At 66.6% G+C, this 22,874-nt stretch carries 19 protein-coding genes; 6 read left to right on the forward strand and 13 right to left on the reverse strand.

Going from position 1 to position 22,874, the window contains the following annotated elements; translation table 11 throughout:
• Positions 1–3: 3 nt before the first annotated feature.
• From ACLBYA_RS25200 to ACLBYA_RS25210, 3 genes are all read right to left on the reverse strand, one after another.
• On the reverse strand, positions 4–1,536 hold the full coding sequence (locus tag ACLBYA_RS25200) for an ABC transporter substrate-binding protein (protein WP_447712193.1): 1,533 nt from the start codon (positions 1,534–1,536) through the stop codon (positions 4–6).
• A gap of 27 nt (positions 1,537–1,563) precedes the next feature.
• The gene (locus ACLBYA_RS25205; RefSeq protein WP_447712194.1) at positions 1,564–2,853 is read right to left on the reverse strand and encodes an NtaA/DmoA family FMN-dependent monooxygenase; all 1,290 of its coding nucleotides are present in this window, start codon (positions 2,851–2,853) and stop codon (positions 1,564–1,566) included.
• A 124-nt stretch (positions 2,854–2,977) separates the two neighbouring features.
• On the reverse strand, positions 2,978–4,621 hold the full coding sequence (locus tag ACLBYA_RS25210; protein ID WP_447712195.1) for a rhodanese-like domain-containing protein: 1,644 nt from the start codon (positions 4,619–4,621) through the stop codon (positions 2,978–2,980).
• A 160-nt stretch (positions 4,622–4,781) separates the two neighbouring features.
• Between ACLBYA_RS25210 and ACLBYA_RS25215 the strand changes: the two genes are divergently transcribed.
• Both ACLBYA_RS25215 and ACLBYA_RS25220 read left to right on the forward strand, forming a co-directional pair.
• Positions 4,782–5,552, forward strand: a complete 771-nt coding sequence (locus ACLBYA_RS25215; RefSeq protein WP_447712196.1) for a dienelactone hydrolase family protein — start codon at positions 4,782–4,784, stop codon at positions 5,550–5,552.
• Positions 5,553–5,563: 11 nt separating this feature from the next.
• Positions 5,564–5,824 (forward strand): DUF6295 family protein, encoded by a 261-nt coding sequence (locus ACLBYA_RS25220; RefSeq protein WP_447712197.1) that lies wholly within the window; start codon positions 5,564–5,566, stop codon positions 5,822–5,824.
• A 17-nt stretch (positions 5,825–5,841) separates the two neighbouring features.
• Here the strand turns inward: ACLBYA_RS25220 and ACLBYA_RS25225 are convergent, their stop codons facing one another.
• The 5 genes from ACLBYA_RS25225 to ACLBYA_RS25245 are packed head-to-tail and all read right to left on the reverse strand — an operon-like array spanning position 5,842 to position 12,358.
• A complete protein-coding gene (locus ACLBYA_RS25225) occupies positions 5,842–7,149 on the reverse strand; it encodes an NtaA/DmoA family FMN-dependent monooxygenase (protein ID WP_447712198.1) in 1,308 nt (435 codons plus the stop codon).
• A 52-nt stretch (positions 7,150–7,201) separates the two neighbouring features.
• Positions 7,202–8,845, reverse strand: a complete 1,644-nt coding sequence (locus ACLBYA_RS25230) for a dipeptide ABC transporter ATP-binding protein (RefSeq protein WP_447712199.1) — start codon at positions 8,843–8,845, stop codon at positions 7,202–7,204.
• Entirely contained in the window at positions 8,830–9,741 is a 912-nt protein-coding gene (locus tag ACLBYA_RS25235; RefSeq protein ID WP_447712200.1) for an ABC transporter permease, read from the reverse strand. The genes ACLBYA_RS25230 and ACLBYA_RS25235 overlap by 16 nt, the downstream gene beginning before the upstream one ends.
• A gap of 37 nt (positions 9,742–9,778) precedes the next feature.
• Entirely contained in the window at positions 9,779–10,720 is a 942-nt protein-coding gene (locus ACLBYA_RS25240) for an ABC transporter permease (RefSeq protein ID WP_447712201.1), read from the reverse strand.
• 45 nt (positions 10,721–10,765) lie between these two features.
• Positions 10,766–12,358 (reverse strand): ABC transporter substrate-binding protein, encoded by a 1,593-nt coding sequence (locus tag ACLBYA_RS25245; RefSeq protein ID WP_447712202.1) that lies wholly within the window; start codon positions 12,356–12,358, stop codon positions 10,766–10,768.
• 345 nt (positions 12,359–12,703) lie between these two features.
• Here ACLBYA_RS25245 and ACLBYA_RS25250 point away from each other — a divergent pair, with 345 nt between their 5' ends.
• Genes ACLBYA_RS25250 through ACLBYA_RS25265 form a run of 4 tightly spaced genes read left to right on the forward strand, consistent with a single transcriptional unit; the run spans position 12,704 to position 17,808 of the window.
• Positions 12,704–14,284, forward strand: a complete 1,581-nt coding sequence (locus ACLBYA_RS25250) for an ABC transporter substrate-binding protein (RefSeq protein WP_447712203.1) — start codon at positions 12,704–12,706, stop codon at positions 14,282–14,284.
• Between the two features lie 7 nt (positions 14,285–14,291).
• On the forward strand, positions 14,292–15,230 hold the full coding sequence (locus tag ACLBYA_RS25255) for an ABC transporter permease (protein WP_447712204.1): 939 nt from the start codon (positions 14,292–14,294) through the stop codon (positions 15,228–15,230).
• The gene (locus ACLBYA_RS25260) at positions 15,227–16,141 is read left to right on the forward strand and encodes an ABC transporter permease (protein WP_447712205.1); all 915 of its coding nucleotides are present in this window, start codon (positions 15,227–15,229) and stop codon (positions 16,139–16,141) included. Before ACLBYA_RS25255 ends, ACLBYA_RS25260 begins: the two co-directional genes overlap by 4 nt.
• On the forward strand, positions 16,138–17,808 hold the full coding sequence (locus tag ACLBYA_RS25265) for a dipeptide ABC transporter ATP-binding protein (protein ID WP_447712206.1): 1,671 nt from the start codon (positions 16,138–16,140) through the stop codon (positions 17,806–17,808). Before ACLBYA_RS25260 ends, ACLBYA_RS25265 begins: the two co-directional genes overlap by 4 nt.
• Positions 17,809–17,902: 94 nt before the next feature.
• Here ACLBYA_RS25265 and ACLBYA_RS25270 read toward each other — a convergent pair whose 3' ends face one another.
• From ACLBYA_RS25270 to ACLBYA_RS25290, 5 genes are all read right to left on the reverse strand, one after another.
• Positions 17,903–18,967, reverse strand: coding sequence for an aldo/keto reductase (locus ACLBYA_RS25270; protein WP_447712207.1), 1,065 nt, complete (start codon positions 18,965–18,967; stop codon positions 17,903–17,905).
• Between the two features lie 35 nt (positions 18,968–19,002).
• Positions 19,003–20,517 (reverse strand): sulfurtransferase, encoded by a 1,515-nt coding sequence (locus ACLBYA_RS25275; RefSeq protein WP_447712208.1) that lies wholly within the window; start codon positions 20,515–20,517, stop codon positions 19,003–19,005.
• A complete protein-coding gene (locus ACLBYA_RS25280) occupies positions 20,514–21,587 on the reverse strand; it encodes a DUF7405 family protein (protein ID WP_447712209.1) in 1,074 nt (357 codons plus the stop codon). The genes ACLBYA_RS25275 and ACLBYA_RS25280 overlap by 4 nt, the downstream gene beginning before the upstream one ends.
• Positions 21,584–22,339 (reverse strand): NAD(P)H-binding protein, encoded by a 756-nt coding sequence (locus tag ACLBYA_RS25285; protein WP_447712210.1) that lies wholly within the window; start codon positions 22,337–22,339, stop codon positions 21,584–21,586. The genes ACLBYA_RS25280 and ACLBYA_RS25285 overlap by 4 nt, the downstream gene beginning before the upstream one ends.
• 87 nt (positions 22,340–22,426) lie before the next feature.
• On the reverse strand, positions 22,427–22,873 hold the full coding sequence (locus ACLBYA_RS25290; RefSeq protein ID WP_447712211.1) for a MarR family winged helix-turn-helix transcriptional regulator: 447 nt from the start codon (positions 22,871–22,873) through the stop codon (positions 22,427–22,429).
• Position 22,874: the final 1 nt, after the last annotated feature.

Below are 22,874 nucleotides of genomic sequence, written 5' to 3' on the forward strand. Positions count from 1 at the left end.
ACATTATGAGACCATCACGTTTTCCCAGCGGATCTGTCCCTGGCGCTCGTCCAGGCCGGATACGCCCTCGCTGGTGATGAAGGTCCACGGGATGTCGAACAGGTAGTTCGAGGGGTTCTCCTCGGTGGCGACCCACACCGTCTCCTTGAGGACGTCCAGGTAACCCGGGTCGTCGAGTGGGGTGAGGCGCAGATTGCTCAGCGCATCCTGGAACCGGTCGGAGGCATACGGCGCGGAGAGGTTCATCAGACCGGTCCGCCCGTAGTACGCGATGAGCGCCTGTACCGGGGATTCGCGCCCGGTGGAGGAGGTCTGCGCGATCGAGGCGGGTTTGTACTCGCCGGTGTTGAGCCGCTTGGACTCCTCCGGTGTGGTGACCTTGATGCTGACGTCCACACCGATCTCGTTGAGCTGCAACTGGACCAGTTCGGCGATCGCCGGGTTGCGCCCGTCGTTCCAGAACTCCAGCTTGAGCTCGCCGTCATCGTAGCCGGCCTCCTTGAGCAGTGCCTTGGCCCGCTCCGGATCGTGCGGCCAGACGTCGTCTTTGGCGTTGTTGTTCTGCGGGTACCGGAAGGGGAACGCCTGATTGCTGGCCTGACCATGGCCGAGGGTGATCTTTTCCACGAACTCGTCGCGGTCCCAGGCGTAGCGGAATGCCTCGACCACCTTGGGGTTGTCGAACGGCGCCTTTGTGTTGTTGATGTTGACACCGTAGATCTGGCCCGTTTCGGTGTAGATCACCTTCAGACCGTTGGTGGTCTCGGCCTGTTGTCCCTGCGCCGGTGGCGCCATCGCCACGTTGTACAGGCCGGTCTGGACGGCGCTGACCACCGAGGCCGCATCGGTGCGCGGGTAGACCGTGATCTTGTCGATCTTGATCTGGTCGGCCTTCCAGTAGTCCGGATTCTTCTCGAACGTGGCGTGATCGTCGCGGACGAATTCGGTGATCCGGAACGGTCCGGCGCCCACCGGCCATTCCTCGAGCTTCTTCTGATCATCCTGTGCGGCTTTGGGACTGGCGATGAGGCCCGGACGCCCGGCGACGAGCAGCGGGATCTGGTAGTCGGCCTGGGAGAGGGTGAACTTCACCTCCAGGTCGTTGACCGCCTCGACGGTCTGCACGGTCTGCAGCAACTCGATGTTGCGGGAGTCCTCCTGAGTCTTCTTCCGCTCGATATCGAATTTCACGGCCGCGGCATTGACCGGCTCGCCGTCGGTGAACTTCTGGTTGGGGCGAAGCTTGAAGGTGATCTCATCACCGGCTTCGTTGTAGCTCCAGCTCTCGGCCAGACCTGGTTGGGCGTTGCCGTCCTTGTCGAGTTGGGTGAGCCCCTCATAGGGGATGTTGAGGGCGAAGATGTCCCAACCGATCTGCGCGGTCACCGGATCCCAGGTGGTCGCCAGGTCGATTGCCCACTTGATTTCGCCACCGCCGGACGCGCTGGTGTTGCTGCCGCCGCCGCAGGCCGCGGCCAGCGATGCGATGAGGGCAAGTGCGATCGAGACCGCGAAGATTCTCGGACGGCGTTTCATAGTCTCCTCCAGATGCGTACGGGTAGGTCAGGCGAACGCCGAGCGGGACGTGACACCCTCGGTGTATTCGTTCTTGTAGATGCCCTTGGCCTGCAGAAGCGGGACAACGTGATCCACGAAGTCGACGAGGCTGTTCGGCGTCACGGCCGGGTTGAGGTTGAAGCCGTCGGCGGCGCCGGAGATGAACCACTGCTCGATCAGGTCGGCGACGTGCTCGGCGGACCCGACGAAGCGCAGATGCGCGTTGCCGGCATCGGTGACGCGCAGGATCTGGCGCAATGTCGCCCCCTGTCGGGCATGGCTTCCGACGATGACATGGAAACTACGGCCCCCCGAGATGGTCGCCGGATCCGGCAGGCGGTCGACGGGGAACGGATCGTCGAGTGCGACATCGTGTAGTTCGATGCCCAGTCGCGCACCGAGAATCGCGACCGAACGCTCCGGTGGATTGAGCGCACCGATCTGCTCCTCGAGGGCCCGGGCCTCGGCATCGGTGCTCGCGACGATGGGGATCAGGCCAGGCAAGATCTTTACCGGTGAACCGGGGCGGCCTAGATTGCGCTGGCGCCGATGAATGTCATCGCGAAATGTGCGCGCCTCGTCGATACTGCGCGCTGCGCTGTACACCGCGTCGGCCCAGGTAGCGGCCAGCTGGCGGCCATCCTCGGAGGTACCGGCCTGGAACACGAGGGGGCGACCCTGCGGGGAGCGCGCGATGTCCAGCGGTCCCCGCACCGTGAAGTACTTGCCGTCGTAGTCGATCGGGCGGATCCTGCTCTGGTCGGCCTGTCGCCCAGCGGCCTTGTCCAGGACGAGAGCATCGGAGTCCCAGCTGTCCCAGAGCAGGAACAACACCTCCAGGAACTCGTGCGCCCGGGCGTAGCGCTCCTCGTGGTCGGGCAGATCGTCGTAGCCGAAATTTGCTGCGGCCCCGGCAGTCCCGGAGACCGCGACATTGATCCCGGCCCGCCCCTTGCTCAGGTGGTCCAGCGAGGCGGCCTGCCGTGCGATCTGGTACGGGTGCTGGAACGAGGACGACAGGGTGGCGATGAGGCCGATGTGCTCGGTGGTCGCGACGAGCGAGGCCAGCAGGGTGAACGGTTCCAGCGGCGAGAACAGGGTGTGCCAGTCCTCTTCGTTGTGCACCGGAGAGTTCGCCAGAAAGAGGCCGTCGAACAGGCCGCGCTCGGAGATCGCGGCGATCTCCTGGTAGTAGTCCAGGTCGTGTGCACGCTCCGGCGTGGCGTCGGGATGACGCCACGCGCCCTGGGTAAAGCCGATCGCGCGGATGATCGAGTTCAGGACGAGCTTGGACATTGGGATTCGCTTCCCCGGGTCGTGGCATGCCGGGCGCACACAGGAGAGTCCAGCCTCGCCGGGCAGCCCACGATTCTCCAGCGGTTCTGGCTACGGGAATCGTGCGGAACAACTTAACTGTGGGCTAGGACACGGTCGGGTCGACGAAGGACACCAGCCCGTCGCGCTCCAGTTCGGCGACGATGGTGTCACCCCAGGCGACGTACCAATCGAGATTGGCGCGGCGCTGCTCGAGCGTCAACGGTTCGGGAATGCGCTCGGCCGGATCCAGCGCCCGCTGGGCCGATCCGGTGCCGACCGGCCGGCCGGCCGCCTGCCAGGCCGCGGTGCCGCCGTCCAACGCCCGCGCCCGCCGGGTGGCGGCGTGCTCGGCGGCCGCCAGCCGGGCCAGCCGGCCATCGGCAGAGGTGAAGACGATCTCGGCATCGGCGGGGAGCTGATCCAGGGTACGGTGCAGCGAGGACCGCAGCGCCACCACCGAACCGGGGATGTGATGGCGCACCTGGACATACTGGCGCGCCGGCTCAAGGTCGACGATGACGGTCGTGCTCTGGTCGGCGTGGACCAGGGCCGCCAGTTCCTCGACGTCCACGGTGCGCGCGCCGGTTTCGGCGGGTGTTGATCCGACGGGCTCGGGTCCGGTGATCAGTCGATCGGCGGGATCGAGCAGGTAGACGGTGACATCGGGCAGTCCGAGCTGGATCAGCCAGGAGGCGGTGGTGCGGGCGCGCACGCCGTCGGCGTCATCGACGAGGATGACGCGACCGTTGCGGCTGCCGATGTGGAAGTCGGTCTTCTGCACCAGCTGACCGCCCGGCACCGCACGTGCACCCGCCAGGTGACCGGCCTCGTACTCCTCGGGGGTCCGCACGTCGAAGATGTAGAGCGAGCGGTTGTCGGCCTGTGCCACCGCGTCGTCGAAGGCCGAGCGGGAGATCTCCCGGACACCGAAGCGTGCGGCGATCGCAGTGGCCGCGGCCACCGCGTGGGCGCGATTGGCGTCGCTGGGTGCCGCGGCGACCGCGTCGTCACCCCGGCCCGGTTCGTATCCGGCCAGCAGCCACGCCGTGGTGCCGTTCTCCAACGAGACGACAGGATTGGGGAACCCGGCGTTGATGAGGGTCTGGGCGCCGATGATGGCGCGGGTCCGGCCCGCGCAGTTCACCACGACCTGGGTGGTGGGATCGGTGACCTGATCGAAGGCGCGGTAGAGCAGTTCGGGGCCCGGCGCGTCGATACCGCCGGGGATGCTGATGGCCTGGTACTCGTCGAACGGGCGGGTATCGAGGATGACGATGTTCTCGCCGGCATCGATCTTGGCCTTGAGCGTCTCGGCGGTCAGTCGCGGTGTGTGGTAACGCCGTTCGACGTACTCGCCGAGCGCCTTGCTCAAGGCGCTGAAGTTGGTGATGAGGTGGTACCCGGCGGCCACCCAGGCCTCGTTACCGCCGTCCAGCCAGCGCACGTCGGTGTAACCGAGCGCCAGGGCCAGACCCGCCGCCTGCGCGGCCAGCCCGTCGTCGGCACCTGAGGCGAACACGATCGGGACGTCCACGCGGGGCGCCAGCGTCGGCAGCCGCAGTTCCACTTCGCTGGCCGGCACCGGAACCGCCACCGAGATGTGGCCGCCGGTATAGGCGTCGCCCTCGCCGGCATCGGCGAGTACCAGGTCCGTGCGCGCCTCCAGCAGTGCGCGCAGTTCCGCCACCGAGATGGTGCTCGCAGGGGCCCGGTCTGGTGCGGTCTGTCCGTCGAGCGTCTGAGTCACGTCGCCAGCATTGCCTCCGGGATGGCCGCGACCAAGGACACTCGGCTACGAGGACCCTGTAGTTGTTCTTAACTTGGTGTCGATGAAAGCCCGGTTATGACAGTTGTTTTCGGGTGACCGATCCAGTTGCGGACGGACCGCCGCATGGCATGCTTGAACAATGTGGAACTCATTCGACACCGGAGGAGACGCCGGCGTATCGGCGCAGATCATCAGTTATCGCAGCGGCGACGAGGATATCCACGCCTACCACGCCCGGCCGGCGGCATCGGACCGGTCACGGCCCGGCATCGTGCTGATCCACCACCTGCCGGGCTGGGATGAGTTCTACCAGGAGTTCGCCGAGCGGCTGGCCCGCCACGGTTACGACGTGATCGCTCCCGATCTCTACTGCCGGGCCGGGCACTCCACCCCCGACGATGTCGCGGCCAAGGTGCGCAGTGAGGGCGGCGTCGCCGACGATCAGGTGGTCGCAGATCTGGCTGCAGCCCGCAGCTGGCTGTTCGACCGACCGAACAGTAACGGCAGGGTCGGCATCATGGGGAGCTGCTCGGGCGGCAGGCATGCCGTGCTGACCGCCTCACGCGTCCCGGGATTCGATGCCGTCGTCGACCTGTGGGGCGGAGCGATCGTGGCGGCGCCGGATCAGCTGAACGACAAGCGCCCGGTCGCGCCGATCGACTACACCGCAGATCTGCAGGCACCGCTGCTGGGCATTTTCGGTAACGACGACCAGAGTCCCTCGCCTGAGCAGGTCGATATTCATGAGCGGGAATTGCAGAGGCTTGGAAAGGATTTCGAATTCCACCGATATGACGGCGCCGGGCATGGGTTCTTCTACTATCACACCCCGCGGTATCGGCCCGAGCAGACGATGGACGCCTGGGGCAAATTGTTCACCTTTCTCGACCACCGACTCGCGGCAGACTGAAGGAGATCGCCATGTGCACCCACATCACCACGACGGCTGCCGTCACCGGTTCGGGTAAGGGCGCCTCGGGCTGGTTTCCGGTCACACAGGTCAGCGTCGGGTACGACCACGCCACCCAGGGCACCGACGAGCATGCTCTGCTGCTGGATTTCGTGAACTACGACGTCGGTCTGGGTGCCCGGGTGGCGGTGGAACTCGATCTGAAATCTGCGCGGGCCCTGCTGGAATCGCTGCAGGTGGTCATCGCCGACGCCGCGGCGTCCGGGGTGTAGCCGGCTCAGACGAGCGATCACGCAGGCAGCTCGAGTCCGAGATGGCCTCGCAGCGTGGACGTCTTGTACTCGCTCCGGTAGATCCCACGGCGTTGGAGCTCGGGTACGAGGTGATCGACGATCCGCTCCAGACCATCCGGGAACACGTCGAAATTTACGTTGAATCCGTCGGCGCCGCGCTCACGGAACCACTCCTCGATATCGTCGGCAACTTGTACCGGGCTGCCGACGATGGTGCGGTGGCCGCTGGCGATATTGCGGTCGATGAGCTGGCGGACGGTGAGCCCCTCAGCCCGCGCGACATTGAGGACACCGTTGGCGAACCCGATGCTGCGGGGTTTCCACTGCGGATCGTCGAACAGCGCCCAGGGCAGTGGTTTGTCCAGATCGAGGCTGTCGACAGGGATCCCGAGTGAGTGCGAGAGGCCGGTGAGGCCGGAAAACCGGTCGTCCTCACCGCTGAGCTCCAGCAGCTGAGCTCGTCGGGCCTTCGCTTCTGCCTCGGTACTGCCGAGGATGATGAACAGGCCTGGCAATACCAGGATCTCTTCCTCGGCGCGACCGTACGCTCGGGCCCGACGCTTGAGCGTGCGATAGAAGTCCTGGCCGGTGCTCAGGGTGTGGGCGGCGCTGAACACCGCGTCGGCGTGCTTGGCGGCCAGTTCGATGCCCTGCGGGGATCCGCCGGCCTGCAGCACCACGGGTCTCCCCTGCGGGGAGCGTGGAAACTGAAAGGTCGCCTGCAGCCGAAGGTGCTCGCCGACGAAATCGACTCGGCGGACCTTGCTCGGGTCGACGAAGGTGCCGGACTGCTTGTTCGCGGTGAGAGCGTCGTCGTCCCAGGAATCCCAGAGCGCCTTGATGATCTGGAACGTTTCCTCCGCACGTCCGTAGCGCTCGTCGCGCTCGGGAAGTCGTTCGAGTCCATACTGTCGGGCTGCCGATTCGGCCATCGTCGAGACGATGTTGACCGCCGCCCGGCCGTCGGAGGCGAAGTCCAGGGAGGCGCCCAGCCGGGCGATGTCGTAGGGATGTCGAAACGTCGAGGAGACCGTGGCGACCACGCCGACGCGGGTGGTCGCCCGGGCCACCGCCAGCAGCGGGAAGAACGGGTCGTAGGCGTTCCAGGGACCAGATGTGCGGACCTCACCGAGGGTGTCGGCCAGGAACACCGCGTCGAGCAGGCCACGCTCGGCGATCCTGCCGAGCCGCTCCCACGCGTCGAGGCGCAGGAACCCTGTGGGGTCCTCACTGAGCTGCCATCCGCCGCTGCGGCCGCCGAGTCCGTTGGAGTTGACGTTGAGATGAAGTTGGCGGGTAGCCACACGTGCCTCCGGAGGGGTTGTCACGGAACGGGATTGAGGGCACCGCGAGAAGCTAGCGGCCGGCGCCGACCAGCCACTCCCGCGCGCGTACGCCCGGTTCCGCGGCCACCAGGGCCTGGGTCTCCGCCGCCTGGGGTGCGACGAGGACCTGTCCAGTGCCGCCCGTCTCCACGAGTCGGCCCTTGTGCAGCACGGCCACCGAATCGGCGAAATCACGGACGATCGCCAAGTCGTGGGAGATGAAGAGGTAGGTCAGACCGCGGTCACGCTGCAGCTCCTTCAGTAGGTCGATGACCTGAGCCTGGGTCACGGCGTCCAGTGCCGACAGGGGCTCGTCGAGGGCGATGATCTTGGGGTTGAGCGCCAGTGCGCGAGCGATGGCCACACGTTGGCGCTGCCCTCCCGAGAGCTCGGCCGGACGGCGAACACCGAGCCGTTGCGGCAACGCAACGGCGTCGAGCAGCTCTGCGACGCGGTTCGCCCGCTCCGCCCGCGTACCGATACGGTGCGCGCGCAGGGGTCCTCCGACGATGGCGGCCACCGACGAGCGCGGGTTGAGCGATGCGTAGGGATTCTGATGGACCAGTTGAATGTGCCGCCACAGCTTCTGCCGTCGGCCGGCGCGCGAGGCGTTCACCGCCTCGCCGTCCACGATCACGGTGCCCGATGATGCGCCCTCGAGACCGAGCACGATCCTGGCAACAGTCGTCTTACCGGACCCGGACGCGCCGACCAGAGCGAATGCCGACCCGGCAGGCACCTCGAAGCTGAGGTCGTCGACGGCGGTGACGGTCCCACTGCGGCGACCCCGGACCGGGAAGGTCTTCGACACGCCGTCGACCGAGATGGCGGCAGGCGCCGACGTGTCGACCTTCGGTATGTCGACATCGCGGGTCCGTACCCCGTGCAGCAGGAACCGGGTGTACGCACTGCGCGGCGCCACCACCACGGTCCTGGTGGCATCGTCTTCGACCACCCGACCGTCCTTGAGAACCAGTAGCCGCGAAGCGAAGTCGGTCGCGAGGGCCAGGTCGTGGGTGATGAACAGGACCGTCGAACCGTTCTCGGCGGCGAGCCGGGCGAACACCTCGAGGATCTGGCGCTGCACCGTGGCGTCGAGCGCCGACGTCGGTTCATCCGCGATCAGGAGATCGGGTGACAACGCGAAGGCGATCGCGATGAGGACACGCTGCTTCTGGCCGCCGGAGAGCTGATGTGGGTACTGCCGCAACCGGCGCTCGGGGTCATCGATACCGACCTGCTGGAGCAGGGCGATCGACCGTTCCCGCACCTCGGCCGCGGAGAGCTCCCGTCGGTGCAGCAGGAACACCTCGGCAAGTTGATATCCGATGGTGCGGACCGGGTTCAGGGAGGTCCCCGGATCCTGGGGAACGAAACCGATTCGGTCGCCGCGGATCCCGGCGAGTTGCCTGCGATCGGCGCCCAGCAGTTCGCGACCGTGGAACCGCACGTGCCCGCTCGCGGTGAAGGAGTCGGGCAGCAACTGCAGCACGGTGTTGACCAATGTCGACTTGCCTGAGCCGGACTCTCCGACGATCGCCAGGAACTCACCGCTGCGGACGTCGAGGGTGATGTCGTCCAGGACGGCGTGGTCGTTCACCGACACGGTGAGGCCCTCGATGGCCAGCAGTGGGTCCCCGGCGATCTCGTTGCGGGCGTTCACACCAGCCGCCACTGCTGGATCCGCCTGCTGATCCGGGCGAACGAAACGACTGTCACGATGAGCACGATTCCCGGCAGGGTGGTGATCCACCAGGCCTCGGCCAGATAATTGCGGCCCTCGGAGATGATGAGACCCCATTCCGGGGTCGGGGGCGGTTCGCCGTAGCCGAGGAAGCTGAGCGCGGCGATCGCCACGATGGACTGCGAGATCTCGATGGCCACGAGCGCGAGAACCGGTCCGGCTGAGTTCGGCAGGATCTCCCTGAACAGGATGTGCGGCAATGTGAATCCGCTCAGCGCAGCGGCCTCGACGAACTCGAACTTACGCACCCGCAGGACCTCGGCGCGGATGACGCGGGCGAAGGTCGCGATCGATGCGACGCCGATGGCAACGGCGACCGTCACGATGCCCGAGCCCAGCGCGGTGACGATCAACAGGGCGACCAGGAATCCGGGCAGCGCCACGAGGACGTCGACGACGCGCATGGACACAGCCTCGACGGCGCCGCCGAGGGTGCCCGCGACCAGACCGAGCAGCGTTCCGAATCCGAAGGCGATGGCGACTGCGATCGCCGCGCCCTTGATCGTCAACAACGTGCCGTGCACCGTGCGGGCCCAGATGTCCCGGCCCAGTTGATCTGTGCCGAAGAGGTGAGCGGCACCGGGCGGGAGGAGCTGATTCTCGAACTCCCCGATCAGTGGATCCTGGCCGGCGAACACACCGGGAACCAGAATCCAGGCCAGCACGGTCAGGAGTGCCAGTGCCGCAAGGGCATCGGCCACCCGCACCTTGCGCAGTCGGGCGGCCACCGACCGACGAGGCGGGGGCGCCGGACTGGTGGCATCGATATCACTCTCGGAGAGAACGGGTTTGGCGGCCCCGTCGCGCTCCAGTGTCGTATCTGTCATGTCGAATGGCTCCCAACCGGTTCCGGGTTTGTCTCGTCTAGACCACGGACTCGCGCAGGGCGATCCGTGGATCGAAGAGCGGATACAGCAGGTCGACAATCAGATTGACGACCACGTAGACGCCCGCGAAGATCAGGACGAAGCCCTGTACCAGGGCGATGTCTTGGTGCGATACGGCGAACGCCAGGTTCTGGCCGACGCCCTGCCGCGAGAAGACGGTCTCGACGATCACCGTGCCCGAGATGAGTCCGCCGATGAGCAGGCCGACGATGGTGACGCCGCTACCGGCTGTGTACTTCAGCAGGTGATGGAAGTAGATCCGCGACTCGGAGGCCCCCTTCGCGCGTAGCACCGTGACGAACGGCTCGTTCTGTGCGTTGCCCACCGCCTTGACCAGAACCTGTGAGATGGGCGCCGCCAGATACAAACCGAGGATGGCGGCGGGTACCGCCAGCGAGAGGAAGGTGTTGTCGGGGAACAGGGACATCAGCCCGAGCCTGATCGACAGCACCTGCAGGGCCATCAAGCCCAGCCAGAAACTCGGGATCCCCGCGATGAACGGTGGGACGCTGGCCAGGACCTCGCGGATCCAGGTGTGCCTGGACAGCGATGCGCCGGTGACGATCACGAAGACGTAGATGCCTGCGAACACGAAGGCCGTTCCGGCCAACTGCAGGGTGGGGACGATCGATCGGGTGAACTCGTCGATGACCGACCGACCGGTGATGAAGGAGTAGCCGAAGGTGCCATCGAAGACCGACCCGACCTGTTTGAGGAGCTGCTCCCACAGTGGGCTGTCATATCCGTAGTAGGCCTTGATGACGTCGACACTCTCCGGCGGCAGGGGAGTGTCTCCCGAGTTGAGGTAGTTCGTCAGCGGATCGCCCGGCAGCAGCTGGATGCCGACGAACACCACGGCACAGGCGCCCACCAGGACGCCGATGGCCTGCAACACTCGCGAGATGAGGTACCTGGTCATATCTGGAATCCCCTCGGGCTGTCGATGATTCGGCCGGCCGCGCCGCTACCGGCGCACCCACGCCGAGTGCAGGTTCGGTGAGGTGTAGCCGTAATAGTCGATATGCACCTTCGGCGACACGGCGGAGATCTGAACCGCGAGGAATGCGGGGATCGACAGGACCTCCTCGACAGCGATGAACCTGGCGATCTTCTCGAAGTTCGCCTGGATCTCGGCCGAATCGGTGAGCGTCCAGTCTTTCTCGATCAGCGCGTTCAGCTCCGGGTAATCCTGTTGCGTGGCAGCCGGCTTGGAGCCCCAGCCGCCGTAGAACCGCGAGAACCCGGTGTACGTGGGGTCGCCCCGGCCACTCTGCAGGGCCGGAACGGTCGGATCATCGGCATGGGCCAGTCGGTAGGTTTCATTGCCCGCGTGGTGGACGATCTTGACGCCCAGGTTCTTGCGCCACTCCTGGGTCAGGTAGTTTCCCGCCAAGATTGTTGCCGTGCCCTGGATGTCGGTCAGCAGATCGAGCTCCAACGGCCGGCCGTTCTTGTAGCGGATACCGTCCTCGCCGGGTACCCAGCCCGCCTCGTCCAGCAGACGTTTGGCCTCCTCGGGATCGAAGGCGAGCTCCTCCTTGAGCTCGACATAGGGGCGTTCATTGCGGATCGGATTGCCCAGCCCCCACCCGGCCGGGAAGCTCGGCGACAGCGCATACTTGTTCAATGCATCCCGGTCGAATCCGATGGTGAGTGCTCTGCGAACCCGGACATCCTCCACCGCAGGGTTGTTCACGCGGAATGCGTAGGCGTCGTTCGCGACGTTGAGTGGCCGGTTGGGTCTGATGATGAAACCCGCGCGCTGCAGCCGTGCCTCATCGCTCGGCTGGATACGGGCTGCGATATCCACCTGGCCGGATTCGAGCGCCTGAGCGCGGAGACCGAGCTCGGGGACGATCTTGAACCGGATGGAGTCCAGGTACGCCGCGCCCTTGTTCGGGTCGTTGGACGCAGGCCAGGCGTAGTCCTCCCGGCGGGTGAGCACCACTTCCTGTCCGGGCGTGAGGCTTTCGAAGAGGAATGCGCCGCTTGCCACGATCTTTGCGGGATCGCTCTGGTCCTTGAGGCTGAGCCCGAGGTACGACTCGGCCAGGATGGTGCTCGTCGGCACGACCAGAGCATCGAGGAAGTAGCGGTTACCCGACTCCAGTTTCACCGTCACCCAGTCGCCGTCGACCGTTGCCGACTGGTACTTCTGGATGAAGTTGGGATCGGGCACGATTCCCAGCGCGTCGTCCCCGAAGCCCCGGTAGTCGAAGTTCTTCTGGACCACCTCGGGGGTCAACGCAGTGCCGTCGCTGAAAGTCACACCCTTGCGGATCTTGAACTTGAACTCGGTGTTGTCCTCGTTGGCGGAGAACTCTTCGGCAAGGTAGGGGACGTATTCGTCCTTCTCCACGTCGAATTCGATGAGTCGATCACCGAGAGCGGCCCAGAATGCCGACGCGGTGTACTGGGTCGCACGAGCGAGATTCCATGGTGGCTCGGTGATCTCGCCGCAGATCAACTCCCCGCCCTGCACCGGGTCACCGGTGGGGCCTTCGGCGTTGGGAGTGCCTGCACCCCCTCCACCGCTACAGGCAGACAACAACAGCATCAACGGAAGTAGGGCCGCAACAGCCTTCAGTCGCCGATTCTTCACTGTGATCGTCTTTTCTCTTCCGGCGTGTGCAGGAGATGCGCCACGCGACTGAAGTGACAGTCGCAGCCCGGATTCGGCAAACCAATGGTACGGGGCTACCAGAGAAAATCAATCAAACTTAACTATCGTCTCGGTGATCAGGACAAACTTTACGGTTTGCGTAGCCACCACTTATTGTTCGCCTACGGGTGACCGAGAAAGCTACGGCTCGTGCGCACTACATCCGGCCCGCCGTTGGTACGTCATCGAAGAGCGGCAACCCCCCATGCCCGGCGACGCGGTCGTCTCACCGCGGGCGCCGTGCTCAGCGTTCTCGTGCTCGTGACCGCGGCCTGCGGATCGAACGGCGACACCACCACCGCCGACGCCGGCGAACCGCGGTCGGGAGGGTCGGTGAGTGTCGCGGTCAACGGAAGCATCGCATGCTTCGACACCCAGCAGAGTTCGGCGAACATCAGCATCCACGGCGCGCGCCAGGTCGTCGACAGTCTCACCGACCAGGACCCCGAAGACCTCTCGATCCACCCCTGGCTGGCCAGCTCGTGGGAGATCAACCCGGCCGCCACCGAATACACCTTCCACCTGCGGCCCGATGTCACGTTCTCGGACGGCAGCTCGCTGACAGCGGAGGTGGTGAAGGCCAACTTCGACACCATTGTCCACGACTTCGGCTTGGCCAAGGCATATTCGGCGTTCAGCTATCTGTCCGGATACGAGGAGACCCGGGTGGTCGACGAGCGCACCGCGACGGTGGTGTTCTCGAAGCCGAATGTGTCCTTCCTGCAGGCGACGTCGACCATCTCGCTGGGAATCGTGGCTCAGGCCACCGTCGACACGTCGGCCGAGGACCGGTGCCAGGGGGAGATCATCGGCTCCGGGCCGTTCGCCATCGCCGAGTTCAACAGCAACGAGGGTGTGACGCTGGAGAAGAACCCCGACTACAACTGGGCCTCGGATCTGTCGAGCCATCAGGGCCCCGCATACCTGGATTCCATCGACTACCGGGTCGTCCCGGAGGGCGGGGTGCGATTGGGTGAACAGCAGTCCGGACGTCTCGACATCGACACTGTCCCACTCGACGACAACATTCCGGTGCTGACCGGCCGGGGCTTCCAGATCGTCCAGCGGATCTTCCCCGGCCTGGTGATCTCCAACACCGCCAATGCCTCACGCCCACTGCTGCAGGATGAGCGGGTCCGGCGAGCGGTCGGCCTGGGCATCGACCGCACGGCGATCCTGTCCGGCGCACTCACCGAGCACGACAAGGTGCCCACGAACATCATCGCGACGACCACCATCGGCTACGAAGATCTCGGGGTCACGCTCTATGACCCGGAGCAGGCCAAGGCGCTGCTCGACGGGGCCGGCTGGGTGCCGGGACCGGACGGGATCCGCGTCAAGGACGGCCAACGGCTGGTCCTGGTGCAGCTCTTGAGCACCACCACCCGTCAGAGCCAGCCGGTGATCCAGATCGTGCAGCAGCAGCTCAAGCAGATCGGCATCGATCTGGATATCTCCCGTGCCAATCCGACGCAGGCGCCGGCGCTGGAGTCCAGTGGGGAGTACGACCTGCGGTTCGGTCCGTACCATCGCGCCGACGGCGACATCATCCGCGCCGGACTGTCGGTCGAATACCAGAATCGGGCAGAACGCCCGGCTCGCAGTGAGATCGACGATCTGCTCGATCTCCAGAATGAACAGACCGACCCCGCGCAGCGCCAGCAGACGCTGTCGAAGGCGAACGGGCTGCTGCTGAGCGAGGGTTATGTGAATCCGGTCTTCGAGATCGCCGACATCCTGGTGGTGTCCCCCGACGTGCACGGTGTGCGACTCGCAGCCGACTCGCGCCTGGTGCTCTACGACGCCTGGACATCGCGGTGATCCTGCGGTGAGATACGCCGCGGTGCGCGTCGGGCAGGCCCTGCTGGTACTGCTGGGGGTCTACACCGGATGCTTCCTGTTGCTCTACGTCCTGCCCAGCGATGCACTGCAGATCCTGGTGTCCTCCCGAAGCGGTGAAGGGGCGAAACTGTCGGCCGAACAGCTCGCCGAGCTGAGGGCGCAGACCGGACAGGGAAATTCGCTGCTGGGTGAGTACTTCACGATTCTGCACCAGATCGCCGGCGGCGATTTCGGTCGCTCGGTTGCCACCGGTGAGCTCGTCAACGAGATGCTCGCCGAGGCGATTCCGCAGACCCTGCAACTGGCGGGGCTGGCGCTGCTGATCGCACTCGGTCTCGGTGTGGCGTTCGGGTACATAGTGGCTGCGGTGCCGTCGGAACGGATCCGGTCAGCACTGTTGGCGCTCCCGGCATTCGGCGTTGCGGTGCCCACCTTCGGTATCGGGCTGGTGTTGATCAACTGGCTGTCGTTCAACCTCGACCTGCTGCCCAGTGGTGGCAACGAGGATGTCCGCGCGCTGATCCTGCCTGCCGTGACATTGGCCATCCCGACGGGCGCGGTGATCGGCCAGGTGTTCGGGAAGAGCCTGCTGGCCCAGTCCCGGGCCGCCTATGTCGACACCGCGTATGCCAAAGGCGCCGGCAGAGCGCAGGTCCTGTTCGGCCACGCCACCCGCAATGCCATCGGGCCGAGCATCGCGATCAGTGGTGTGATCGCAGGAAATCTGTTGGCGGGCAGTGTCGTCGTCGAAACCGTCTTCTACCGCAACGGACTGGGCCGGATCACCGTCGACGCGGTCAACACCCAGGACACACCGGTGGTCGTCGCCGTGGCCGTGCTGTCGGCGGTGGTGTTCGTGGTGGTGAGTCTGGCCGTCGACTTCAGTCTGCCGTTGATCGACCAACGCACCAGGAGGGTGCAGTGACCGCACTGGGACTGTTGGACCAGGGGGACCTCGACGTCCCGCCATCGGCTCCGCGCGGGAACCGAGCGGCTTTGGGACGGGCGTCCGGCCGCCGGCCACGCCCGGCGCTCGGTGACTGGTTGACCGTGCTGGCGGTCGCGGCGCTGGTGTTGGCCGTGGTCGCCGCGCTGTTCCCCGGTGTGTTCACATCCGGGGATCCGCTGGCGGGCAACGTCGCCGACAAGTTCCAGCCCCCCTCACGCGCGCACTGGTTCGGGACCGACGAGATCGGGCGCGATGTCTACACGCGGGTCGTGCACGGGGCTCATCTGACGTTGCAGTCGGTGCTGTTGGCCGTGTTGATCGCGTTCGTTGCCGGCTCTGCCATCGGTGTCACCGCCGGTTTCGTGCGCGGGTGGGTCGACGAGGCACTGATGCGGGTGGTCGACGTGCTGCTGGCTGTTCCCGGACTGCTGTTGTCGCTGGCCGTCGTGACCGCCATCGGGTCGGGGGTGTGGCAGATCGCCGTGGCGGTGGGGGTGGCCAGCGTCGCGAGCTTCGCCCGCATCACCCGTGCCGAAGTGGTAAGCGTGCGGGCATCCGACTACGTCGAGGCTGCCGCGGGCAGCGGATCCGGGCGCCTGGCCGTGCTCGCCAGACATGTTCTGCCCAATGCCATCGGCCCGGCGGTGGCGCTGTCCACGCTGGAACTGGGAATGGCCGTGTTGTCGGTGGCGTCGCTGAGTTTCCTGGGCTTCGGTGCCCCTGCGCCGCAACCGGAATGGGGGCGCCTGGTCGCGACCGGTCGTGACTATCTGGCGTCGGGGTGGTGGCTGGCGATCATCCCGTCGCTGATCATCGCGGTGATCATCATCAGCACCAATATCGTGTCGCGGTTCCTGGACCGCTGGGTGGGAAGGCGGGCGCTGTGACCGATCCCGGAGCCGACGCATCACCGTTGCTGCGGATCGACGGTCTCCAGATCGGCTATCGCACCCGCGGCGCGCTCATCCCGGCGGTTCGCGGTGTGTCGTTGGCGGTGCACCGGGCCGCGTCGGTCGCGATCGTCGGCGAATCGGGATCGGGCAAGTCCACGACGGCGCATGCGGTGATCGGCCTGCTGCCCGACAACGCTGTCGCACATGCCGGCACGGTCAGCTTCGACGGCAGGGATATCACCGGGTTGTCCGGGAGCACGCTGCGCCGACTGCGCGGCGGCCGTATCGGATACGTGCCGCAGGATCCGGGGGTGTCCCTCAATCCGGTACACCGGGTCGGTGACCAGATCGCCGAGGTGTTCCGGCTACACGACGGGCTGTCCAGGAAGCAGGCTGCGGAGCGGGCGGTGGGTGTACTCGCCGATGTCGGGATCGACGATCCTGCACGTCGTTCCCGTCAGTACCCGCACGAGTTGTCCGGTGGGATGCGTCAGCGGGTCCTGATCGGCATCGCCATGGCGGGTGACCCGGAACTGATCATCGCCGACGAACCGACCTCGGCGCTCGATGTCACGGTGCAGCGCCAGGTGCTCGACCTGCTGGCAGGTCTGACCAGGGATCGCGGCACGGCGCTGCTGCTGATCACTCACAATCTTGCTGTCGCTGCCGAACGGGCCGACCGCATCGTGGTCATGAGGGACGGGGCGGTGGTCGAAGCGGGCACCACGGCTCAGGTTGTCGAGGCGCCCCGGGATGGATACACCCGCCACTTGATCGACGCCGCGGTGGGAGTGACTGCGGGACGGTTGCATCCGGGTGTGCCGGTGTCCCCGCCGGTGGCCGGCCGGGAACAGTCGGCGGCGATCGTGGTCGACAACCTGGTCAAGTCCTTCGGTGCGCGAGGTCGATCGCACGTGGTCGTCGGCGGGGTGTCGTTCGCTCTGCGGGCCGGATCGACGCTGGCGATCGTGGGGGAGTCCGGGTCGGGTAAGACCACGGTCGCCCGGTCGATCACCCGGTTCACCCAGCCGGACTCCGGACATGTCGCGGTGCTCGGGAAGGACATCGGGACGCTGCGAACGCAGCGTTCGCTCAGGGCTTTTCGTCAGCAGATCCAACTCATCTACCAGAACCCGTACAGCTCCCTGGACCCGCGGCAGACCGTCGGCGCCATCATCGCCGAGCCGCTGCGAGCGTTCGGGATCCTGCCCCGGTCCGAGTGGACCGACGCCGTGCGCGGCCTGCTCGCCGATGTTGCGCTACCGCCCGAACTGGCCGAGCGGCATCCGCGGGAATTGTCCGGCGGGCAGCGTCAGCGGGTGGCGATCGCGCGCGCTTTGGCGCCGCAGCCCGAGATCCTCGTGCTCGACGAGCCGGTCTCGGCGCTCGACGTGTCCGTCCAGGCCCATGTGCTGCAACTGCTGGTCGACCTGCAGGCCAAACGCGGTTTGAGTTATCTGTTCATCACTCATGACCTGGGCGTCGTGCGCCAGGTTGCCGACGACGTCGTCGTGATGAAGGGCGGCCGGGTGGTGGAAGCCGGCACGGTCGATTCGGTGTTCAGCAGTGCCGTTGATCCGTACACGGTGGCACTACTGGCGGCGATCCCCGCGGCTGTCGGTGTCCGGTCGGCGGCGGCTCACGGCGATCGAACGGGTTGACTGCGCGCGCCGGATATCGAGCCGTTCCCGGTTTCAGTCTCGTTGTCGGCGTGGGCCGGAGACTGAAGCCGGGTAGTGGCAGAGCGGGGAAACCTCAGACGTTGGCCAGGGCGTCGACCGGACGCCGCGGATGCACCCGCCGTCGCGCGGCCGAATCATCCTTGAGCCAGGCCGGCAGCCAGCCCTCGTCCGCGCGGTTGAGCGTCACGCCCGGCGGGACGAGTTCGTCGATGGCGTCGAGCACCGCGTCCTCGAGCACGATCTCGGGCACGGCGAGCAGGGATTCCAGATGCTGATAGGTGCGGGGCCCGATGATCACACTGTCGACATCGGGGTGGTTGAGGACGAACGCCACGGCCAGTTCCGGCAGGGTGTGGCCGGCCTCGCGGGCCAGTTCCGCGAGCTGGATCGCGGTCTCGCGCTTGGTCTGATTGATGGGCAGGGCGGGATCGTGCCGGTCGGGCTGGCGTGCGGCGCGTGCCGACGGCGCTGCCGCCGTACCGGCCACCTCGCGACCGGACAGCCAACCCCCCGCCAGCGGACTCCACGTCAGGACGCCCAGGCCGTACTTGCCTGCGATCGGCAGGGTGGCACGTTCTACGCCGCGCGCCAGAATCGAATACGGTGCCTGTTCGGTGGACGGGCGGGTCCGATGGTCACGTTCGGCGACCCACTGGGCCTCCACCAGTAGGTGCGGTTCGTTGGTGGTTGTGCCGTAATAGCGGATCTTGCCCTGGCGCACCAGATCATCGAGCGCGCCGACGGTTTCGGAGAGATCCACCTCGGGGTCCGGCTTGTGCTGCTGGTACAGATCGATGACGTCGGTGTCGAGTCGCCGCAACGAGTTCTCCACCTCCTGGAAGATCCACCGGCGCGAACTTCCCCTGGAGTTGATCCCATTTCCCCACTGGCTGTGGAACTTGGTGGCGACGATGACATCGTCGCGACGGCCCTTGAGCGCCTTGCCGACGATGGTTTCGCTTTCACCCTGCGAGTAGGAGTCGGCGGTGTCGATGATGTTGATGCCTGCGTCCAGCGCCCGGTGGATGATCCGGATCGCCTCGTCGTGGTCGCCGGTCGCACGGGAACCGAAGTTCATCGCGCCCAAGGTCAACGGGCTGACCTTCACCCCGGTCTTGCCCAACGTGCGGTAGCTCATGTGATCTCGGATCTTTCGTGTGTGGTTGGTCGGTGTCAGGCAGTGGCGACGGGACGTGCGGGGTCGGCGAGCCAGGCGGAGAAGCCGCCGGGGAACAGGTCGGCTTCGATGCCGACCTTGGCTGCCGTCAGGACGCTGAGGGACGCCACGATGGCGACCGGGCAGTATGCCCCCACCCGCTGGCCCTTGTCGTCGAGATCGACTCCGGCCGCGACGAACTGCGCACGAATCGTGTCGTCGTCGAGGAACTTCCCGTCCGCATCGAATGCCTCGGCGGCCGGCAGGCGGACCGCGCCCGGGATGTGGCCGTCCGAGAAGCCCTCTCCGCCACGGGAATCGATCAGCACCCCGGTGGCGGCCACTTCTGCGGCGCCGTCCGGGTCGAGCGGTGTGAGCGCACCAGGGGATGCCTCGAATGTCCCGTGCCCGATCGGTGGGAGCTCGGTGGTCAGTGCGCCACCGGCGGCAGTCCAGGCGTTGGCGCCGCCGTCGAGGTATCGGACGTCCGCCACGCCGAGCCAGCGGAGCACCCACCACGCGCGGGCGGCGAATGCCGGGTTCTCGGGGCTGTAGACGACGACGAGGGAGTCGTGGTTGATGCCCCAGCTGCGTGCTGCCCGTTCCAGATCCGCGGCTTCGGGCAGCGGTGCGTTGCCGGTGCGGTCACCGGCGCGCCCGGCGAAGTGCTGGTTGACGCCCACCGGGTGCGCGCCGGGGATGCGGGGCTCACCTGCCGCGGTGTCCCGGCGCACCTCCAGAACGACGACGTCACGGCCCTTGTCGATCTTGCGCAGCAGCTTCTTGCCGCTGATGGTCACGGCGTTGGTCTTGGTCGGTGTGGTGCTCAAATCGTCACGCTCCGTACGAGAATTGGTCTGAGGGGCGAGCTGTGCCGCCCGGAAGGTGGGTGCCTCGGTGAGCGGGATCAGGTCGTCATGGTGGAACGTCGCGTGTGACAGCGTCACCGTCCAGCGCCGCCCGCCGTCCGCGCTCTCGGCTGTGGACGGGGCCCAGGTGACACGCTCGCGATAGGTCGGGACGATGATTACCGCGGAGGTGTCCGGCTCCCAGAGCAGGATCGCGTCATAGAGTGCCGGATGCTCGTCGACCTCGAACTCGGCCTCCGCGCGCTGCAACGGTGCGGCCTCCGACGGGACCTGACCCCCGTACCACGACCAGGAGCTCACGGAGGTGGCCCAGGTCAGCAGTCCCCCGCGGTAGACGTCTCCGAGCAGTGCGTTGCGTGCCCGCGACGGTGCCAGATCATCCAGCAGCGGAACGAGTTCGGCGTGCCGGCGCAGTGTGCTCGCCAACTCGGGGGAGATGTCGGAGAACGCGCCGAGCAGGGCCGCGGTGTACTCGGGGGAGCGTACCGCGGGCGCGGCGAGGTTATGGGTGCTCACGAAGTCGTGTGCCTCGCGGAGCGCATTGATCCGCTCGCCGGACGGCCCGGCGAGCACTGTCCGGACGGGCAGCGAAGGGTCGGCGAAGATCTCCCGGAGCGCGGTCGCGGCATCCGCATCGATCAGGGTGGCGGGGATCGTGGTCATCGTGCTGGCCTCCGGTGCGGATAGGCGCGAAGTTCGCGGGCGGGGATTCCGAACGTGGCGCGGCGGGTGACATCGAAGAAGGCGTTGATGCCGTTGCGCCGGCGGGCTCCGACGGATTTGTGATAGTCGGCGCCGTCGGCGCCGTTCATGATCGCGCGGGTGTTGTTGAAGTCGCGCAGTTCCTTCTGCAGGGCCACGAAGTGGGTGCCGGGCCGGCCGTCGTCGATGGTCGCGAAGTCACGGCGGTTGATGACCGGGACGTTGTTGACCCGCGCCCGCGCGGCGGCCTGGGTATGTCCGACGATGCCGTACTCACGCACCGTCTGTTCGTATTTCGGGTAGTCGCTGGGTGCGTCGTCGGTGAGTGCCTCGGCCGCCGCGGCGGTGACGGTCGGGCCGAACAGCAGCGCCGCCTGCTCGTCCCTGGACTGCGCGTGCCAGCGTTCGACGGCGAGTTCGATGCGACTCACGTGGGCGGTGGTGCCGTCCGCGAGCGGCCCGCGGGGAATCGTGATGGATCCCTCGGTGGCCTGGCTGCCCTTGTGCACGGAATGGAAGCCGAACAGCAGCGGCGAGGATGCCGGAATGCCCAGATCGGGAAGCGCCTCGGCGGGCAGCCCGCCACCGACGAACCCGTTCCGGACGTCCCACACCTTGAGGTACTCGCCCTGGGCCAGATCACCGTCGCCGAAGAGGGTCTCGCGGATATCGTCGAGGACCTCGCTGCGGTCACTGGCGAAGTGGAACACCACTGACGGCGTATCGATGACGGGGTCCTCCCAGCGCGACATCCGGGCCGGCTCGGCGATCAGGCCGGCGTGCTCGGTGTACCGGTCCCACCAGGTTGTGCCCCAGGCGACCGTGGAGAGAAAGCCGTCGCGGCTGTAGGGGTACTTCGACTCGAGCGCGGTCAGACCTGCTTCGAGATGCGCGGCGGCGGCGTCACCGGAAGGGCCGACGATATCGGCGAGAACCAGGATCTGCTTGGACGGTGGCACCGGGCGGCCGTTGTCGTCGTGGCCGAAGGTGTCCTCCCAGTAATGCTGCTGAGGCGGCCGGCCGTGCGTCACAGCGCGGCCGCCAACTCGGGCGAGCGAACCGACGGGGAGGACTCCAGCGCCCGGTCGGCCTCGTAATCCCGCTTGAGCGAGGCGAACTGGGCGACGAGGTCGGTGCTGCCGGTGTCCGGGATGCTGAGGTTGAAGACGGCCGACGTGGTGCCGGTGGCTGCCCGGGGGTTCTCGATGCTGGTGAGCACCGCGTCGGCGATGCTCTCGGTGCTGGACAGGCCGTCGGTGAAGGGGTCCTGGGACAGCCGGGTCTGATAGGACTCGTCGTGGATCTGGGAGAGCCACGTCGCGCGCAGCACCGTCCAGGGGTTGCGGCCACCACGCAGGTGGGACTCCAGAGCCCGCAGCGCCCAGGTGTTCGGCTTGGCGTTCTTGTGCGTCACGCCGTGGCCGACCAGGAAGTGCGAGACCAGCACCACGTGCACGTCGGGATGCCGCTCGCTGAGCCGATCCAGGAAGCGGTGGCCGAGCAGCCTGCCGGACTCCTCGGGGTCCAGTGGCTGCCACATGCCGATCGGTGAGTTCGCCGACGGGGCGAAGATCACCGCATCGGCGTCGGCGATCAGTTGGTCGACCGCGGCCTCGGAAACCCCGAAGGTCTCCGGGTCGGCGGGTGCGATGAAATAACGGTGGCCACGTTCGGTGGCGACGCGTGCGGTCCGCTCGTGGGCGTTCCAGTTTCCGCGGACATGGTGGAAGTCGGTGGCGGAGGCGTGCGCATAGGACGGTGCGAACTCGACGATGTTTGCCATGTGAATATGCTTGCCGCCGAGCGGCGGAGCATCAATAACGTTGCTCTACATCAATGCGGTAGCGAAACTTCAGCAGCGGGCGGCGAATCAGGTATGCGGCGCGCGGCTGGCGTCGGCAAGGGCCTCGAGCGCGGCCAGCGCGTCGAGCAGCGATTGCACGTCCTCTTCGGAGAGCACGGTCAGCAGTTCGGCAACGAGATCGTCGCGTCGCTTGCGCTGCTTCTCCCAGGCCTTACGACCCTCGGGGGTGATGACGGCGACCGCTGCGCGGCGGTCGTTGCCGGCCGTCTCGCGGGTGACCAGGCCCCGGTCTTGCAGCTTGCCGAGGATGCGGGACAACATGGTCGGGTTGAGGTTCTCGTACTCGGCCAGCTCGCCCAAGGGCACTCGCTTGAACCGTGCGATGGCGCCGAGCACCGTGAGTTCGGTACGGGTGATCTCGGGTGAGTTGGTGCGCCGGTCGAGCGACCTCACCGTCTTGCCGAGTGCGATCCGCAGCCGGGTGACATCGGCCGGGGTGAACTTCGTTGTCACA

The organism is Mycobacterium sp. C31M, assembly GCF_053345865.1.